Raw genomic sequence first — 15,635 nt, 5'->3', positions numbered from 1 at the left:
ATCTGCTTCCTTTATTATTTTATCCTAAATCATCTTCACTCAATGCGTTTACCCGGGTGAGCAAAAGATATTCTAAATGTGCAACCGCCGTCGTTTTTAGTTGAAAGCAGTTCAAGGCTGGCCTGATTTGCCTCGCACAGCTCCCGGCTGATATACAGGCCGAGACCAGTGCCGCTTTTGTCGGTGGTAAAAAACGGATCGAATACGCTGCCTGCCTGATGAACAGGAATACCGGGGCCCTGATCAATAATTTCCAGCCACGGATGCCCCGATGTGTTGACGCCAGTTTTGATCATCAGTGAAGCAGTTCCTGTTTTCTGCATGCTGTAGCGCAAGCCATTCAGGAAAATATTCATAATAACCTGATGCAGCTGTTTGGTATCAAAACGGGCAAGTAGCTCTTTTCTGGTAGGCTTAAACTGGATTTTGGGCCTGTCAAAGCCGGAAAAGTGTTCCTCGCGGATAAACTGGTTTAACCAATCGTTCACATCAAGTAGCTCCGGGCTCCACTGTTCTTTACGGGAGAGCTGCAGAATTGTCTCGATAATGTCGTTCATCCGGCGGCTGTGTTTATGCACGATGTTGAGTAGTTTCTGATCGTGCTTATCGAGATTTTCTGATTCTGACAGTAGCTGTGCCGAATGACTGATAGCGCCAAGAGGGTTGCGGATCTCATGGGCAATACTGGCGGTAAGCTGGCCCAGTGCTGCCAGTTTAAGTTGTTGTGCCTGCTGGGACATAGTGGCTTTGTCTTCCAGAAAAACCAGTACATAAACATCAGCTTCATAGGCCAGGCGGGTAAAGTTGGGCTGCACATCGGGAGTGTCAGGTGTTGCACGGAAACTGTTTTGACGCAGGTTTGGATTTTCCTTCCACTGCCAGTAGGCGATTTGCAGCTGATGGGAAATCGTATCCAAATCCCCCTCATCTGTCTGAGTGGCAAGCATCAGATGAGCAGCATCGTTCATCATAACCACTTGATCCGGTTCCCGAATAACCACAATACCGGTGCGCATATGCTGCATAATGCGCTGGCTGAGTTTCTGTAAATCTATGGCGCGACTCTGGCTGAGCTGTGCCGTTTTTTCGGTGTTTTTCAAGCGCTGGTTATAACTTTGCATGAGCAGGGCAGTGACGAAGAACAGCGTACCTTTCAAGCCCACATCAATATGCTGGGAAAACAGGCCGATGGAATCGGTGTAATAGCTGATAAACATCAGGAAGATGGAAGCCATCGCTGCCAGTAAAACCCCGATGCGACCTGGTATCAAAATATTGCCTATGATAATGGGCACAAAAAGCAGGGTGGTGAGGCCGTTATCCTGTTGTCTTCCCAGCAGCAGCAACAGGCAGATCAGGGAAATATCTAAAAACGCAATGCCAAATACAGCCGTTGTACTGGGGCGGGATCGGAACAGCAGAAAGGTCACAACAAACTGAAGCAAATATACGCCGCAGTAAGCCACTGCATATCGGGTACTTACAGAACCAAAGAAAAGTGGAGATTCAGGAATAAGAATGACCAAAAAGAGAGAAACGGCCAGCAGGAATCGGTAACTGTTATAAAGGTTGTAAACGCGATCGGCGGACATCGGCTCGGGAGGCAAAATCTTCCCCTTATTGCTTTTATTAACAGTTATTATGTTTTTGAAATTGTTACTGATTTTACACACCCCACTGGTTGTCGTGAATATCGCCCTGCACAAAGTTGACTATACAATCACAAAAAGAGGTGTCTTTCGGGTAACTCAGCACTGTAAACAGCTGAAATAACTTATAGAATACCCACCATTTGTATCTGATTTTGAGGTGTCCATGGCTGCGACTCTGCGCGTTGCCCTTGCCCAGCTGAATATGCTGGTGGGAGACATAGAGGGAAATGCCCGCCGTATTGTTGAAGCTGCCAATGAAGCCAGCTCCCGGCACGGTGCCCATATTATTGTGTTCCCGGAACTGACTCTCTGTGGATATCCGCCGGAAGATCTGCTGTTACGCCCGAGTCTGGATCTGCGTATTCAAAAGGCGCTGGCCATTCTGGCCGATGTAAAAGGCATTGATCTGGTTGTTGGTGTACCTGTGCGTAATGGTACAGCGCTGGAGAATCAGGCAGTTGTCGTGCGTGATGGCAAAGTTATCGCCAGCCACACCAAGTGGCATCTGCCTAACTACCGGGTTTTTGATGAGAAGCGTTATTTTCAACCCGGTACAGAGGCCGGTGTGTATGACGCTAAAGGCGTGAAAGTCGGCCTGACAGTCTGTGAAGATATCTGGTTTACAGATCCGGCCGCAGCTCTGAAAGAGAAGGGTGCTGAGCTGATTCTGAACCTCAACGCTTCCCCGTTCCATATGGATAAACTGGGTGAACGACATGACATAGTGCGCGAGCGTTGCAAGGAAAGTCATGTTCCTGTCGTGTATGTCAATCAGGTGGGTGGTCAGGATGAGTTGATTTTTGACGGTGGCTCATTCGTGATGAACAAGGATGGCGAAATTGCCACCTCTGCCCCTACCCATGAAGAGCACTTGCTGATTGCCGACTTCGATCAACAGACCGGTGCCTTCCTTTCTGGCGAGCAGGCGCCTCTGAAATCTCTTGAAGCCCGTATTTACGACAGCCTTGTTGTTGGCGTACGTGATTATGTCAACAAGAACGGTTTTAAAGGTGTGGTACTCGGTTTGTCTGGCGGTATCGATTCTGCGTTGACATTGGCTGTGGCGGTAGATGCCCTTGGCCCGGATCGCGTAGAAGCGGTTATGATGCCTTTCCAGTACACCGCTCAAATCAGTAAAGATGATGCTGCAGAAGAAGCCCATGCTCTTGGGGTCAGCTACAAAGAGTTGCCCATTAAAGGTATGTATGATGCTTTTATGGAGACGCTTTCCGATGAGTTCGCCGGCACCAGGCGCGATACCACTGAAGAGAACCTGCAATCTCGCTGCCGTGGCGTTATGCTGATGGCGATTTCCAACAAAAAAGGCTATCTGGTACTCACCACGGGCAATAAGAGTGAAATGGCTGTGGGCTATGCGACCTTGTACGGCGACATGGCCGGTGGTTTTGATGTACTGAAGGATGTACCGAAGACCATGGTCTTTCGTTTATCTGAGTACAGAAACACCTTGTCCTATGTGATCCCCCAGCGGGTGATTGATCGCCCACCCTCTGCCGAACTGGCACCGGATCAGGTGGATGAAGACAGCTTGCCTCCTTACGATATTCTCGACGCGATTCTGGAGATGTATATCGAGCAGGATATGAGCGCAGAAGCCATTATAGAGCAAGGCTACGACCGGGATGAGGTGTATCGCATCCTACGTTTGGTGGATATCAACGAATATAAGCGCCGTCAGGCTCCGGTGGGTGCTCGCATTACTTCCCGTGGTTTCGGCAAAGACCGCCGCTACCCCATCACCAACGGCTGGCGCCCCGGCCTGTAACGGCTGCAGAAAAAGGATGTTGATATGACTGACGATACACAACAGCAGCCCGCTATGATCCGCGATACCTTCCCTGTCGGCCCGCTGCAGTGCAACTGCACTATTATCGGCGATCCGATTACCAAAAAAGGTATCGTAATTGATCCGGGCGGTGATGCTGACCTGATCCTCCAGCGTGTGCAGGCCCATGGTTTAACGATTGTGGCACTGATTCATACCCATGCACACCTGGATCACTTCCTGGCCAGTGGTGAGCTGAAGGAGAAAACCGGTGCACCTATTCATCTGCACAAGGAAGATAAGTTCCTGTGGGATGCCTTGGAAATTCAATGTCAAATGTTCGGCGTGCCCTATAAGCCTGTTCCTGATCCCGATGCCTGGCTGAAAGACGACGAAGCACTGCCATGTTGTGATGGCGTAGCCATGCACACCCCCGGCCATAGCCCTGGCTCCATGAGTTTCTGGTTTGGGGATGAAAAACTGCTGGTGGCCGGTGATACCCTTTTCCGCCGCGCTATTGGTCGTACCGACCTGTGGGGTGGCGATTACAGTACGATTGAGAAATCAATCCGTACCCGTTTATACACTCTGGACGAAGAGGCCATTGTGGTTGCAGGTCATGGCCCTGACACCACAATTGGTGAGGAAGTCCGTGAAAATATGGTAATCAGAGGGGTGTAGTAAAACCTTATGATAAAAAAACGAATCATTGCACTGTCTGTAGCCGGAGCAATTCTCGCAGGCTGTCAGACAACCGATCCGTATACAGGGGAACAGCAAACCGCTAAATCCACAAAATACAGTGGCATTGGCGTGTTAGCTGGAGCACTAATTGGTGCCGCCGCCAACGGTAAAGAGGGTGCATTGGCCGGTGCAGCACTGGGAGGTTTAGCGGGTGCAGGATACGGTGCTTATACCGATCGTCAGGAAACAGCACTGCGCAATGAGCTGCAAGGCACCGGTGTTCAGGTTGTTCGTAATGGTGACAACCTGAAGCTGGTTATGCCCGGCAATATTACCTTTGATAGCAGCAAGGCGACAATTCAAGCCAGCTTTTATCCCGTGCTTGGCTCTGTGGCTCGTGTTATGAAGAATTACAATGAAAACCCTGTTGTGATTACTGGCCACACTGATTCCACCGGTAGTGAGGCGAGAATCAATATGCCGCTGTCAAAGGCCCGTGCGGAAAATGTAGCTATTTATCTGGAGCAGTTGGGTGTGTCCGGAACCCGTATCAGCGCTTATGGCGTAGGTTCGAGTCAGCCGATTGCAACGAATAAAACACCTCAGGGGCGATCCCAGAATCGTCGGGTTGAGATTGATTTGAAACCGCCCGTCGGGTGATTCGGTTTCTCTTTGCGAATAGGGCGTTCACATGATGTGTGAACGCCTGTTTTATTCAGGAATAGCTTAGTTCATCTTCTCCAGCATCTGATCCTTCTCTTCCCAAATGCCATTGACCCAACCCTGAATCTCAGCCCGATACCCTCGGTCTTCCATATAACTTTTTCCAACGAAGTGTTTGGGAATTTCGATAGTTTCCATATGCACAGTAGCGCTTGGACAGCGGCCGCAGAGGAAATCCCAGAAATCCGGTACCTTGCCTTCGTACTTGATTGTGATGTTGAGCAGGTAAGGCATATTGTGCCCCATTGCGCCTACCACAAAACCCACACCGCCGGACTTGGGTTTCAGCAGGTGTCTGTAAGGTGACCGCTGTCGCCTGTGCTTTTCTTCTGAAAAACGGGTGCCTTCAAGGTAGTTGTAGATACATACCGGGCGATCCTTAAATTTCTCGCAGGCTTTACGGGTGGTTTCCAGATCCTGGCCCTTTTTTTCAGGGTGTTTCTTCAAGTACTCTTTGGTATGACGCTGCATAAACGGAAAGTCCAGTGCCCACCAGCACAGCCCTAGTACCGGAACCCATATCAGCTCTTTTTTCAGGAAGAACTTGAGCTGGGGAGCGCGTTTGTTCAGCAGCGTCTGCACCACAACAATATCCGCCCAGGATTGATGATTGCTGGTTACCAGATAGGAGCGATCCAGAGAAACATCTTCAAAACCTGTAGCTTTGAGCTGCATTGGGCTGCAAAGGGAGAGTATGTTGCTATTGTTGTTGATCCAGGCAGACGCAATGCCATCCAACCCTTTATTGCAGAGTACCTGTATAGCTTTTATGGGCACAACAGCCTTTAGCAGAGCAAGAGCAAAGAGAACAACAGCCCAAAGCAATGTGTTGACAACTAATAACAGACTGGCGATGACACCACGCAGGAGTGGCGGCAAAAAGCGGAGCATGTAAACCTCGTTATGATTTTCCAAGGCGATTATTGTTTCAAAAACTGCCCGGATTATCTGATGACTTTTGTTACATGGCTATAAGTACCCGGACCATTGCTTTCGCATAGTCTGGCGGCGTCTTTTTCCGCCCTTGCTGCGTCACAACTCTTATCACGTAGCGGGCTGCGTTCCCGACGTTGGTCCTTGAAGAGCGAAAAAATCCACTCGCCATCATTATGCGAAAGCAATGGTCCGGGTACTTAGGTGTCTTCAGTGGAGGCATCTCATTCCTGAGATGCCTGAATGCCAGTCAGGGCAATAGTGTAGACAATATCATCCACCAATGCCCCCCGGGAGAGGTCATTCACAGGTCTGTTTAAACCTTGTAGCAGTGGTCCCACACTCACCACATTTGCGCTTCTCTGTACTGCCTTGTAGGTGGTATTTCCGGTATTCAAATCCGGGAATACAAACACTGTAGCGCGGCCAGCTACCGGGCTGTCCGGTGCTTTGCTGACAGCAACGGAGGCGATGGCGGCCGCATCGTATTGGAGCGGGCCATCAATCAACAGCTCCGGGGCTTTTTCCTTTGCAATGCGAGTGGCTTCCCGCACTTTTTCCACATCGGAGCCCTGACCAGACTTCCCTGTGCTGTAGCTGATCATTGCTACCCGGGGTTCAATACCAAAGGCTTGTGCAGAGCGGGCGCTTTGAATGGCAATATTTGCCAGCTCTTCGGCATTAGGGTCGGGGTTTACCGCGCAATCGCCGTATACAACCACCTGATCCGGCAGCAGCATAAAGAAGACAGACGACACTAGTCCGCCAGCAGAAGGGTTGGTTTTAATCAACTGGAAGGCAGGGCGTATGGTATTGGCCGTCGTATGTACCGCACCGGATACGAGACCATCCACATCCCCCTGCGCCAGCATCATGGTACCAAGCACAACAGTGTCTTCCAGCTGGGCTTCCGCCATGGCGTCTTTCAAGCCCTTGTGTTTGCGCAGTTCTACCATGGGAGCGATGTATTTACGGCGGATAGATTCCGGCTCGATAATGACTAGAGTATCGGGCAGGGTGACATCAAGACCCCGTGCAAGCTCTTGAATTCGCTCTGGATTTCCAAGCAGTACACAGTTGGCAATGCCTTTCTCCTGGCAGATAACAGCTGCTTGAATCGTGCGGGGTTCTTCTCCTTCAGGGAGCACAATCCGCTTTCTTGCCCCTCGTGCCCGTTCCATCAGCTTGTAGCGGAAGGCAGGAGGGGTGAGGAAGTTCTTATGAGGTTCACCGCAGTGGGCACGCAGCTTTTCTATGTCGATATGCTCCGCTACGGTATTCATCACTTTTTCCATGCGTTCGATGTCGTCTTTTGGCACTTCAGGATTCATCCTGTCCAACTGTGTAGCAGTGTCGTAGGAATTGGTTTCCGTCAGCATCACCGGAAGCCCGGAGGCCGATATGGCGGGCTGACATAAGCGAAGAATACCTTCCGGCGGTTTCTCACCATTGGTAAGCAGTAAACCTGCCAGTGGAACACCATTGCTGGCTGCCATGCAGGTAGCCATCACGATATCGTCCCTGTCTCCTGGGGCAATAATCAGGGTGCCTGCAATGAGATGTTGGGTGATTTTGGCCGAAGAGCGCGCACAGAGAATACGGCGAGCAACACGGCGGGTGTCGATAGTACCCTCATTAATAATGGTGGCGTTCAGGCAATTGCAAATATCCCGGGTGCGGGGCGCAGAAAGTTCCGGGCTCCAGGGAATATGAGCAATGGGCGGGAAGTTCTTGACCGGCATTTTCGGAAGAGGTTTGAAGTTACCGGGGGTGCTGCCAAATCGCTCGACTAGCTCTGCCGACATTTTGTTGAGGATATAGCCCAGTACATTGGGACTTCTTACGCCCCCATGGTTGTCGGCACTGATGCGCAGGTGGTCTGCCAACTCCCGAGGGGTGTTTTCATCAGCACGGGACACAATCAATACATCAGCGCTGAGTGTGCGGGCCATATCACTGTTAAAACGGGTCACCCACGGCGTATTACGGGTAGGCGTCAGGCCTTCCACCACCATTGCATCGGTGTTGTTTCCGCCAGCCTTGTTGAGCAGACTGACAATCTCTTCCAGTACATCGTCCCGACGATTTTGACCGAGCATGTCTTCCACATGCTCGAACGACAGTGGCTCAGGAGGCTCAAGGTGCAGGGTTTGTCGGGCAAAGTGAGTGGAGCGTTCAGGGCCGCTCTCCAGCGTATTGTCAGACGCATACTGCTGGGCGACAGGTTTACAGAAACCAACCTGTAAACCCACCCGCTCAAGTGCACGGATTAACCCCAGTGAAACCGATGTCAAACCCGCCCCATAGCTGGTGGGGGTGATATAGAAAATATGCATGGCTATGCTCCTGTGAAGCCTCTTGCCAACATCTGCCAATTGATTTCGCTGGGTAATACACGGGCACTGGCCATGTAGTACACGAGTTGCCCTGCATGAATTGGGTGATCACCGTGTGGGTTTAGTACCAGATCGTTTCCATGAGCACTATCGGCTATTCCCAGGGCAAGGGCATCGTTATTGATTTTAAAGTAGGTGATGATGTCTTTGAATGTGCAACCGGTGAATTCGCCAGGCACCTGAATGCTGAACTGGGTTGGCCCGCTCAGGGTGTTCAAAAGCTGGCTTTGTACACGGGAGGAACCCGGATCTTGTGCTGAGCGCACCAGCATTTCGGTGGTGGTGCTGATATGACATTCTACCTGAGGTGCATGGGCTTTCAGGAGGTTAGCTTTATCTGGATTATCAAAGTGACACACGATATGGGCGTCTGTACCGGTAGCAATGAGCTTAAGAGCCGTTGTCAGTGTATTTTCATCATTATGGCCTGTGATGATTATACGGCTGGCGTCTTTCACGGCTGCACGCTGGCATGCATCATCTGAAGCGAGATTGGCGGTCGCAACAAAGTGAATACGCTTGGGATCAGGATTTTCCATCTCCCGGGAGGAGACCAGCACAACAGCTCGTTTCTTTCGGTTTATGTCGCCAAAAATCAGCTCAATCATCCGATGAGTACTATATTCGTGCCAGCCCATGATAATCAGGTGGTCGTGCAGCTGGCCGTTGAAGTCCAGTTGTCCTTTCATATTTTGTCTCCAGGCTTCAACAAGCTTTGTGGTTATTTTTCCGACCAGCGTGGCGAACAGGCTGATGCCTCCGGGAATAACGAACAGACTGACAATCAGCTTCCCTAACTCTGATTGAGGTGAGAGATCGCCATACCCTACGGTAGAGGCAGTGACCACATAGAAGTAGTAAAAGGCTCTTGGGGGCGTAAGGTGTACTTCCTGAGCCATAACAAGAAATGACCAGGAAAGAACAAAGTGCGCAACAAAAGCGATGGTCAGCGCCGACCAGCTGAGCCGCAGCATATGTAAATTGATTCTGAGGAATGCCCTGACAAGGAAATTCATGCAGTGGCCTCTCGTTGTTAGGATGTGTTTGTTATGCCGGTATCTTATCAAGATATTTTTGTAGCGTGTTACTGCTGTCCATACGTGCATCCACTACCGACAGGAAGGTGTACACTCCCATCAGCTTACGATTGAGAAACAGGAACTCTTTCGGTGGCACTTCAAAGTAGCGGCTGATGGCCGACTTTGAGGCCTTAACCACAATACGATGGGGCAAGTCGCTGCTTTTCCAAAGATAGCGGCCACTGAGCACCGGCTCAATCATCATCCGGCAGAGCCTGGCAAAGTCGTTTCCGATTTCTTCCGGCATTTCTTCACTGATAAAGGCCAGATTTTTGGCCCCTTGAATAATATGCTCAGGGCGGTTGTGCCAGGAGGCGGAAATCACCCCGTTAATGTGGTTCATAGTATCATCCGGGTACTGATTCACTGCTCCAAAATCCAAGAGCACCAGAGCATCCTGTTTTTGGCCGCTGTCTTCTTTCAAGCGTACGCGATAGTTGCCAAAGTTCGGGTCTGTCTGAATCTCATGCCACTGGAACATCTCTTTGAAAAACAGTTCAAGGAGGTGGGAGCCCAGATGGTTGCGGCGGGCTTGTGACAGTTGTTGTACTGATTCGCTGGTGACTTCCAGCCCCGGCTCGTAGCTGGTGGTAAGCAGCCTCTGGGTGGAATATTCCGGAAACACTTCGGGCACTATAAAACGGTTGTCGTTTTTCAGGCGGGCGGCGAAACGCTGGGTCGTGCGCGCTTCTTCGAGGTAATCAATTTCCCGATGAAGCATTGTGCGAATCTCTTCCAGCCACTCGTCAAATCGATGGGTGGCTTTAATCATACGGGTGAGGCGAAGCAGGCGGGCAACGCCGTTTAAGTCAGAATCTACTGCATTGGCCACGCCGGGGTATTGCACTTTCAGGCACAGTTGCCTGCCATCACTCAGGCGGGTAGCCCGGTGAACCTGACCGAGGGAGGCTGCTCCAATGGGCACGCGCTCTATTTTGAGTTCTGAAAAACGCTCTGCCCCCAGCTCTTTTTTTATGGCTTTACGAATTACAGGCCACTTCAGAGCCGTGGTCTGATGTTCAAAACCATGGAGAGCCTCAGTGACTTCTGGTGGTAGAAAGTGTTCACCATACAGTGCCATCATCTGGCCAATTTTCACCACGCTGCCCTTCAGCTTGCCCATCTCGTTCACAAGGTAGGCTGCCTGTTTAGACTGCATGTCCCGGTTACGCTGTTGTCGTTTGTCTTTGCTGGAGAACACGCCGGTGGCAAAGTGAGTGACCATTCGCCCACCAGCCATCAGGCCAGCAGAGGCAAGATGGAGGCGTCGTTCAATACTGCCGGTTTTTATCCGTGAGACAATGGGGTTGCCGTGGTGGTCTTTCATAGGTTTTGTATTGTTGTTTCCCTGTTGCGGATGATGAGCGACCAGCGCTTTCCTGTATAGTGGCGTCCGTTTATTTTTCTTTCTCTTTACTCCCACTCTTTATTCAAAATATGAAGAGACTTCTGCTCTCAGCCTACGATGCGGTGTCTCACCGCTACTGGCGTGGCTATGAGAGTATTCTACTTTCGGGCTAGATAGCGTTGGGGAACTCTCAAGCCTGACATGCGGTCAAATAATGAAATTCCTGACATTAAGGACGAACTCCTATGGCCACTCCAGCACCCGGACACTCCAGAACCCACTTTGCTCACTCTGTACCCGCTTCAGATAATGAGGAGGGCTGTTCCCGTTCCAGCGTTCCATCCCCTGATTTTACACGTTACCAGCATGAGTTTGAGCATTCGTCATGTCCGCCCAAGTCTTTGTCTGGTGGTGACTGGGATGTCTCCCACCATGGGGAGACTCAGCCTGAAAGTCGTATGGATAAGTTGGCAAAGGATGTGCGGGAGACGGTTAATCGGGAATGGGCTTATAGCCAGCTCGAGTTGGTTCTGAAGAGTCTGGATGACCCCTCTGTGGCCGAAAAATGTGGCTTTACAATTACCGTTGTTCTTCAGGGAACAGGGGAAGAGATTCAGATTGCACCTGTTAAATCGGGTACACAGTTATCAAAGGAATCTCTGGATCACTATCGCGATGTCGCCAAGGAAAATTTCAGTCAAATGCAGAACGACGTCAGGAATATGGGCAGCATGAAAGACCTGAGGGACTTGAAACAAGCGATGTGTGAGGAGGCAGCCAGGTCATCTGACGATGCAGGGGAAGAAACACCTGCCAATTCCTTTGTATGGGATGATTTCTATGGAGTTGTAAAAAATGAACCTCGCAGTTTTACATGGCAGAGTGGTGATGGTCATGTAAAGCTGATTTTCCAGTCTGTACCTGATTTGTCCCGCAGTCACGTAGAAGAGTCAGAAACCGAGAGCGAGTCAAAGGGTAAAAAGAAGAAACGAACGCATCATATCCAGAGATCTCCCCAGTATGGTTCCCCCAGCGACAGCTCCAGTAACACGGATTCCTCTGATGAAGATACCTTTACAGGGAGTAGCTGTGGTGGACGGAGATTCGGCACACAGGGCAGTCTCCCTGCGGAACACTAAAACAAGTGTTCCGGAAGAATAGGGTGCCCACTTTTGCTAGAATGCCTGCCACACGCTAAATCGCCAGTTGGCTAATAAGGATAAGAAAGTGTCATCTTCACAGAACGCAGGCTTCACGCCTCAGGTTGTGGTCTGCGCCTTATATAAGTTTGTAACTCTCGATAATTATCAGGAACTCCGGGAGCCTTTGCTTGAAACCATGATAAAGCTGGGCATTCACGGCACACTGCTGCTGGCTCAGGAAGGGGTTAACGGTACAGTGGCCGGTTCTCGTGGGGGCGTGGATCAGTTGCTGGCATGGCTGGAACAGGATGAGCGCCTTAAGCCCATTGAGCGAAAAGAATCTTATGTGAATGAGCTGCCTTTCAAACGTACCAAGGTCAAACTCAAAAAAGAGATTGTGACTATGGGGGTGGAGGGTATTGATCCTCGCAAGACAGTGGGCACCTATGTGGAGCCTGAAGACTGGAATGCCCTGATCAGCGATCCGGATGTTGTGCTGGTGGATACCCGTAACGATTACGAAGTGCAGGTGGGCACCTTTAAAGGCGCAGTGAATCCCAATACTGAAACCTTTCGTGAGTTCCCTGAGTATGTAAAAGCCAACCTGGATAAAAACACCCATAAAAAAGTGGCCATGTTCTGCACAGGCGGTATCCGCTGTGAGAAATCCACGGCTTTTATGAAGCAACAGGGTTTTGAAGAGGTGTACCACCTCAAGGGGGGTATTCTCAAATATCTGGAAGACGTGCCTCAAAAAGAGACGCTCTGGGAGGGGGAGTGTTTTGTGTTTGATGATCGGGTCACGGTGAATCACCAGCTGGAACCGGGTAGCTATGACCAGTGTCACGGCTGCCGTCTGCCAATTACCGAGCAAGATAAACAAAGCGAGAAGTATCAGCAGGGTGTGAGCTGCCCCCGCTGTTATGACCGTTTAACCGACTCCCAAAAGAAACGTTTCTCGGAGCGGGAGAAACAGATGCGTCTGGCAGAAATGCGTGAGGAAGTCCACATAGGGGCGGGCGTTTCTGAGTGCATAAATTTAAAGCGGAAAAGTAAAAAAGAACATAGAGATACGCAGAAAAAAGTGAAGAAGAAAGTTAAAGAGTAGTGTAGGTGTTTTGATTGATTTTTAATCGGTATCTGCTGCTTAAACTCGGTATGATGCCTGCTCTTTTCGAGGAGGGTTGCTAAAATCTGCAGTTTTTTTGCGGAAGCTGTATCAGATCAATACAAAATCGAATAAGTGGTGATACTTTGAGGCTTCTCTTAAATGAGTATCGCCTCGTGGTTTGTACTTAAGGCTCCAAATCATTACTTTCACCACCATCACGGGAAAGCAATGGTCTGGATACTTATTTTAATAACAGCTTTTCCTTATTGGCATTTGCCAGTTAAACCAGAAACGAGGCACACGCGCCCTTTAAACAACGCTCGGGAAGAGTGTTAGGGTTTTTGTCTATTAAGGAGTTTCTGGTGGGAAAAACACAAAGTCAGTTCTCTCTAACCGCTAAAGTCTTGATCCTGAGACAAATGCTTTGGGGAGCATCGTTTTACGGTGTCTATGTTCTCTTAACACGCTTTTTTCTTGAAGAGTTAAACTACAGTGAGGTGGATACCCTGATGATGCTGGGTGCCTTCGGTGCTGTAGGCCCTGTCTTCTCTGTTCTGGGTGGCCTCGCTGCCGATAGATTTATTGGTTCATTCCGCTCAGTTTATATTGGTTATATATTTTACAGTATCGGCTTCCTGTTGTTGGGTATAGGCGCCAGCAAACTGAATATAGAAATGAGTATTTTTGCCATTGCCTTAATTGGTTACTCGCGGGGGCTTTCTGCTGCCGGGCCGACTGTTCTTCTTGGTCATTCTTTTGCGGCCGATAAGCGTGATGTTTTCCAGCAGGCACTGACAATCAACTACTCCATTAATAACCTGGGGTCATTTATTGCTCACTACGTGTTCCCGTTCTTTATCGTTTATCACGGTTACCAGGGAAATTTCTATATCTCCATGGTGCTGATGCTGATTAACGTAGTTTTGTTCTTTATCTTCCGTCGTCAACTTACTGAAGTGGGTAACAAGGTTGATAAGCGCCCCGTTCCTCTGATGACATGGGTTGGCTTTATTGTTGCGTCTATAGCCATGCTGGGCGCGGTGTACTGGATTTTTGATAACCTGGAGCAGGGTAAGAATCTCCTTTATGGCGTTGGTGTGCTGGCTATCCTTTACTTCGTTGTTGAGACCTTTAAAGCCAGTGCTGTTGAACGCTGGAAGATGTGTTCTGTGCTTGTATTCATGGTTATCCTGATCGCGTTCTATTTCTACTACGGTCAAATGGCTACCTCCATGAACCTGTATGCCATCAATATGATGGGTGGCGAAATTCTTGGCTTTATTCCCATCAAGCCAGAATCTAATGCCGCGTTTAACCCTCTCTGGTGCTTTGTGATGGGCGCACCCATGATGTATGCATACGCCTGGCTTGAGAAAAAAGGCATTCATATGTCTATCCCTACCAAGTTTGCAGTGGCTTTCATTTTCTCTGCGATCGCCTTTACTCTTCTGGGCATGTCGACTGGTCATATCGGAGCTGATGGGAAAATTGCTCCCGAGTGGATTGTGATGGTTCACCTGTTCCAGTCTATTGCTGAATTGATTGTTGGAGCGCTGGGTGTTGGCTTTATTTTTGAAATGGTGCCAAAGCGTATGTCTGGTTTTGCCGTTGGCTTGCGTGCGGTAACTCTCTCTCTGTCCGGTATTTTTGCGGCGGTGATTTCCACCCACATTGCCTTGCCCAAAGATATTGTTTTGACACACGAGGTTGTTGAGAACGTTTACGGCAGTTTCTTCTACACTCTTGGCATGTTGGCAGTGGGTATGTCTGTGGTCACTTTGGGTCTTTCCAAAGTTATCAGCAAGATGATTGCCCGCAGTAAACAGATTGAAGAAAGTCAGAATACTGGTGAGCTCACAGCGAAAACTGCTTAATTCCTGATCTGAAAAATCATTGAAAGCCCGGCCTGCCATGGTTGGGCTTTTTTATAGATGGCATGGCCTATATTCATAAAAACAGGGCGATGTTTTTATCTCTTCAGTAAAACCCTTCCATTTTGAAAAGAACGTTTACTCCTCACTTTTATCGGTATCAGATCAATATTTGCAGGAATTTGCGGGGATAGTATTTGCCGTATCTTTTGTACTGATTTATGTCGCTGTTTTAGCGGGTGGTCGCATTGTGGGTGCCCTGGGTGCTGGTTTCATTGTCGAGATGGTGCCTAAGCGTCTGTCCGGTTTTGCGGTTGGCCTGCGCTCAGTAACCCTGTCCCTGTCCGGTATCTTTGCGGCGGTTATCTCCACCCGCATTGCACTGCCCCGCGACATCACTCTGACCACTGACGTTGTAGAGAACGCATACGGTTCCTTCTTCTACAATCTGGGTTACCTGGCACTGGCCATGGCTGTTGTAACTTTGCTGCTGTCCAGAGTTATCAGCAAGATGCTGGCCCGCAGTAAGGCCATTGAAGCTGGTGAGGGTGCAGAGCTGGCAACTGTCGTTTAACTCTCTCTGGCTACACTCATCTTCCCTTAAAGCCCCGGTCGCTATTACACGACCGGGCTTTTCTATTGTTTTATTGCGAAACAGGCCGTCCCTTCATGCATTGTCTATATTGGTGGGTTCCATATTTGGAGTCTTTCATCATGTATCACATGCGTGGTTTGGTACGAGCTCTGTCGTTGTTCTTCGCCTTTTGTTTGATTAGCTCTTCAAATGTTATGGCGATGAAAACGAATCCTTCCACCGGAAAGCCTTTTACGGATGACGAACTGCTGTACCATTTTTGGAGGGAAAAGCCCCCGTCAGCAAGTGCCAGTGTATCCACCGGGCTGAGTGGTT

Annotated in this window: 13 protein-coding genes; 7 read left to right on the top strand and 6 right to left on the bottom strand. The window is 49.6% G+C overall.

Annotated elements, in window-relative coordinates; genetic code table 11:
* Positions 1-35: 35 nt before the first annotated feature.
* On the bottom strand, positions 36-1,607 hold the full coding sequence (locus E1189_RS10740; RefSeq protein ID WP_155160194.1) for a sensor histidine kinase: 1,572 nt from the start codon (positions 1,605-1,607) through the stop codon (positions 36-38).
* Between the two features lie 208 nt (positions 1,608-1,815).
* Here E1189_RS10740 and E1189_RS10735 point away from each other — a divergent pair, with 208 nt between their 5' ends.
* Genes E1189_RS10735 through E1189_RS10725 form a run of 3 tightly spaced genes read left to right on the top strand, consistent with a single transcriptional unit; the run spans position 1,816 to position 4,782 of the window.
* Positions 1,816-3,438 (top strand): NAD+ synthase, encoded by a 1,623-nt coding sequence (locus E1189_RS10735; protein ID WP_155160192.1) that lies wholly within the window; start codon positions 1,816-1,818, stop codon positions 3,436-3,438.
* Positions 3,439-3,462: 24 nt separating this feature from the next.
* Complete coding sequence (locus tag E1189_RS10730; RefSeq protein WP_155160189.1) at positions 3,463-4,119, top strand: MBL fold metallo-hydrolase; 657 nt, start codon at positions 3,463-3,465, stop codon at positions 4,117-4,119.
* A gap of 9 nt (positions 4,120-4,128) precedes the next feature.
* Entirely contained in the window at positions 4,129-4,782 is a 654-nt protein-coding gene (locus E1189_RS10725; protein WP_155160187.1) for a YiaD family glycine zipper/OmpA-like lipoprotein, read from the top strand.
* Between the two features lie 66 nt (positions 4,783-4,848).
* Here the strand turns inward: E1189_RS10725 and yihG are convergent, their stop codons facing one another.
* The 4 genes from yihG to E1189_RS10705 all read right to left on the bottom strand — a co-directional run bounded on the left by yihG (position 4,849) and on the right by E1189_RS10705 (position 10,580).
* Positions 4,849-5,736, bottom strand: coding sequence for a 1-acylglycerol-3-phosphate O-acyltransferase, YihG family (gene yihG / locus E1189_RS10720; protein ID WP_155160185.1), 888 nt, complete (start codon positions 5,734-5,736; stop codon positions 4,849-4,851).
* A gap of 266 nt (positions 5,737-6,002) precedes the next feature.
* The gene (gene pta / locus E1189_RS10715) at positions 6,003-8,114 is read right to left on the bottom strand and encodes a phosphate acetyltransferase (RefSeq protein WP_155160183.1); all 2,112 of its coding nucleotides are present in this window, start codon (positions 8,112-8,114) and stop codon (positions 6,003-6,005) included.
* A 2-nt stretch (positions 8,115-8,116) separates the two neighbouring features.
* A complete protein-coding gene (locus tag E1189_RS10710) occupies positions 8,117-9,148 on the bottom strand; it encodes a potassium channel family protein (RefSeq protein ID WP_196221371.1) in 1,032 nt (343 codons plus the stop codon).
* 73 nt (positions 9,149-9,221) lie between these two features.
* Entirely contained in the window at positions 9,222-10,580 is a 1,359-nt protein-coding gene (locus E1189_RS10705; RefSeq protein WP_155160179.1) for an ABC1 kinase family protein, read from the bottom strand.
* Positions 10,581-10,846: 266 nt separating this feature from the next.
* Between E1189_RS10705 and E1189_RS10700 the strand changes: the two genes are divergently transcribed.
* From E1189_RS10700 to E1189_RS10685, 4 genes are all read left to right on the top strand, one after another.
* Positions 10,847-11,740 (top strand): hypothetical protein, encoded by an 894-nt coding sequence (locus tag E1189_RS10700; protein WP_155160177.1) that lies wholly within the window; start codon positions 10,847-10,849, stop codon positions 11,738-11,740.
* An 88-nt stretch (positions 11,741-11,828) separates the two neighbouring features.
* Entirely contained in the window at positions 11,829-12,851 is a 1,023-nt protein-coding gene (trhO, locus tag E1189_RS10695; protein ID WP_329601980.1) for an oxygen-dependent tRNA uridine(34) hydroxylase TrhO, read from the top strand.
* Between the two features lie 365 nt (positions 12,852-13,216).
* Positions 13,217-14,728 (top strand): peptide MFS transporter, encoded by a 1,512-nt coding sequence (locus E1189_RS10690; protein ID WP_329601979.1) that lies wholly within the window; start codon positions 13,217-13,219, stop codon positions 14,726-14,728.
* A 169-nt stretch (positions 14,729-14,897) separates the two neighbouring features.
* Complete coding sequence (locus tag E1189_RS10685) at positions 14,898-15,299, top strand: MFS transporter (RefSeq protein ID WP_155160172.1); 402 nt, start codon at positions 14,898-14,900, stop codon at positions 15,297-15,299.
* Between the two features lie 145 nt (positions 15,300-15,444).
* Here E1189_RS10685 and E1189_RS25430 read toward each other — a convergent pair.
* Positions 15,445-15,635: hypothetical protein (locus E1189_RS25430; protein ID WP_230460323.1), on the bottom strand; the 191-nt coding region annotated here is incomplete at its 5' end.

The organism is Parendozoicomonas verongulae, from assembly GCF_009711465.1.
Lineage (GTDB): Bacteria > Pseudomonadota > Gammaproteobacteria > Pseudomonadales > Endozoicomonadaceae > Sansalvadorimonas > Sansalvadorimonas verongulae.
The sequence above is the reverse complement of the archived record's forward strand: the minus strand, read 5'-3'. Positions and strand labels throughout refer to the sequence as shown.

Excerpts from the sequence above, each read along its gene's own strand:
- E1189_RS10735 (WP_155160192.1), top strand. The coding sequence starts at position 1,816 with ATGGCTGCGACTCTGCGCGTTGCCCTTGCCCAGCTGAATATGCTGGTG.
- E1189_RS10730 (WP_155160189.1), top strand. The coding sequence starts at position 3,463 with ATGACTGACGATACACAACAGCAGCCCGCTATGATCCGCGATACCTTC.
- E1189_RS10725 (WP_155160187.1), top strand. The coding sequence starts at position 4,129 with ATGATAAAAAAACGAATCATTGCACTGTCTGTAGCCGGAGCAATTCTC.
- yihG (WP_155160185.1), bottom strand. The coding sequence starts at position 5,736 with ATGCTCCGCTTTTTGCCGCCACTCCTGCGTGGTGTCATCGCCAGTCTG.
- pta (WP_155160183.1), bottom strand. The coding sequence starts at position 8,114 with ATGCATATTTTCTATATCACCCCCACCAGCTATGGGGCGGGTTTGACA.
- E1189_RS10710 (WP_196221371.1), bottom strand. The coding sequence starts at position 9,148 with ATGCTGCGGCTCAGCTGGTCGGCGCTGACCATCGCTTTTGTTGCGCAC.
- E1189_RS10705 (WP_155160179.1), bottom strand. The coding sequence starts at position 10,580 with ATGAAAGACCACCACGGCAACCCCATTGTCTCACGGATAAAAACCGGC.
- E1189_RS10700 (WP_155160177.1), top strand. The coding sequence starts at position 10,847 with ATGGCCACTCCAGCACCCGGACACTCCAGAACCCACTTTGCTCACTCT.